This is a genomic window from Cereibacter changlensis JA139, from assembly GCF_003034985.1.
GTDB classification, from domain to species: domain Bacteria; phylum Pseudomonadota; class Alphaproteobacteria; order Rhodobacterales; family Rhodobacteraceae; genus Cereibacter; species Cereibacter changlensis.
In genome coordinates this window covers 1-2,310 of sequence record NZ_PZKG01000286.1, presented here as the reverse complement: position 1 = coordinate 2,310, position 2,310 = coordinate 1, and the positions used below count along the sequence as shown (strand labels likewise).

General features: G+C 71.7%; 1 protein-coding gene. It reads right to left on the bottom strand.

Going from position 1 to position 2,310, the window contains the following annotated elements; genetic code table 11:
• Window positions 1-2,276 (bottom strand): error-prone DNA polymerase (locus tag C5F48_RS23280; protein WP_258186562.1); only part of this gene is annotated, 2,276 nt, incomplete at its 3' end.
• Window positions 2,277-2,310: the final 34 nt, after the last annotated feature.

The window sequence follows — 2,310 nt, the reverse complement described above, 5'->3', positions numbered from 1 at the left end:
ACCTGGTGGTGGCGCTTCAGCCAGGCCGAGATGTAGACCAGCCGGGCGAAGCTCGCGGCATGGCTCTCGGGGAAGCCGTAGCTGCCGAAGCCCTCGATCTGGGCGAAGCAGCGCAGGGCGAAGCCGGCGTCGTAACCGCGCGCCAGCATGCCCGAGACGAAGCGGTCGCGGAACGAGCCGATGGTGCCCATGCGCTTGAAGGTGGCCAGCGAGCGGCGCAGCCGGTCGGCCTCGGCCGGGGTGAAGCCGGCGGCGACCACGGCGATCTGCATCGCCTGCTCCTGGAACAGCGGCACGCCATAGGTGCGGGCCAGCACCTCCATCAGCGCCGGGCCGAGATCCTCGATCGGCTCGCGCCCCATGCGGCGGTTGAGGAAGGGATGCACCATGCCGCCCTGGATCGGCCCGGGCCGCACGATCGCCACCTCGCAGACCAGATCGTAGAACTTCCTCGGCCGCATCCGCGGCAGGAAGTTCAGCTGCGCCCGGCTCTCGACCTGGAACACGCCGATCGCGTCGGCGCGGCAGAGCATGTCATAGACCGGCTCGTCCTCCGCCGGCACGTTGGCAAGCGTCAGCCGCGCGCCGCGATGCTCGGCCAAGAGGCCGAAGGCCTTGCGGATCGCGGTCAGCATGCCGAGGGCGAGGATGTCGACCTTCAGCAATCCCAGCGCGTCGATGTCGTCCTTGTCCCATTCGATGATGGTGCGGTCCTCCATCGCCGCATTCTCGATCGGGCAGAGCTCGTCGAGCCTGCCTTGGGTGATGACGAAGCCGCCGACATGCTGGCTCAGGTGGCGCGGGAAGCCGATGATCTCGCCGATCAGCCGGATCGCCAGCTGCACCCGCCCGTCGGCCGGATCGAGCCCCGCGTCGCGCATCCGGTCCTCGCCGGGGGCGGCGGAGGACCAGCCCCAGATCTGGCCGGAGAGCCGGGCGATGACATCCTGGCTGAGCCCCATGACCTTGCCGACCTCGCGGATCGCGGCGCGGCTGCGGAAGTGGATGACGGTGGCGGTGAGCCCGGCGCGCTCGCGGCCGTAGCGCTGGTAGATCCACTGGATCACCTCCTCGCGGCGCTCGTGCTCGAAATCGACGTCGATGTCCGGCGGCTCGCCGCGCTCCTTGGAGATGAAGCGTTCGAAGATCAGGGTGATGCTCTCGGGCGGCACCTCGGTGATGCCCAGAAGATAGCAGACCACCGAATTGGCCGCCGAGCCGCGGCCCTGGCAGAGGATGCCCTGCGACCGGGCGAACTCGACGATGTCATGCACGGTGAGGAAATAGGGCGCGTATTCCACCTCGGCGATCAGCCGCAGCTCCTTCTCGACCCGCTGGGCGATCTTCGCGGGCGGGCCCTCGGGGTAGCGCCAGTGCAGCCCGGCCCGGGCCAGCCGCTCGAGCCGGGCCTGGGCCGGCTCGCCGTTCCGCGCCTCGTCGGGATACTGGTAGCAGAGCTCGTCGAGCCGGAAGGCGCAGCGGTCGGCGATCTCGACGGTGCGGCGGATCGCGGCGGGGTGGCGGTGGAACAGCCGGGCGAGCTCGGCCCCGGCCTTCAGCCGGCGCTCGCCATTGGCCAGCCGGCGCACGCCGATGCCGTCGATGCTGCAGCCCTCGCGCAGGCAGGTCAGCACATCGGCCAGGGGCCGCCGCGCCGCGCGGTGCATCAGCACGTCGCCGACGGCGGTCATCGGCAGGTTGGTCTCCTGCGCCAGCGCCGCCAGCCGGTCGAGCCGGGCCGGGTCGCGCCCGTCATAGCGCGGCGCTGCCCCGAGGAAGCTCCGGCCCGGAAAGGCCCGGGCGATGCGCAGCAGGTCGGCTCGGGTCGCGCGCGGCGCGGGATCCTCCAGCGGATCCGGCGGCAGGCCGATCAGGATCATGCCCTGGCCCCAGTCCAGAAGGTCGGCGCGCTGCAGATGGCACGCGCCCTTCGGCGCGCGGCGCTTGCCGAGCGACAGGAGCCGCGTCAGCCGTGACCAGGCGGCGACGTCGGTGGGCAGCGCCAGCCACTCGACCGGGCTGTCGGTCAACACCAGCCGCGCCCCGGGGATCAGCCTCGGCAGCGGCAGGGCGGAGACTTCGGGGGCCTCCGTGCTGCCGGAGAGATGCGCCACGGTCTGCCGACTGGAGTGGTCGGTGACCTGCCGCGAGCGGATCAGCGGGCCGTCGCGGGGGGCTGGCGGGGAGGGGCTGTCCGGAGAGGATCCGGCTTCGCGCCCAGCCCAAGGCTCCGCCTCCGACCAGTCGTCCGACTGAGCGTCCGGCTCTCCGTCCAGCCCGGCCTCCGCATCGGTGTGCAGCTTGCCGGTT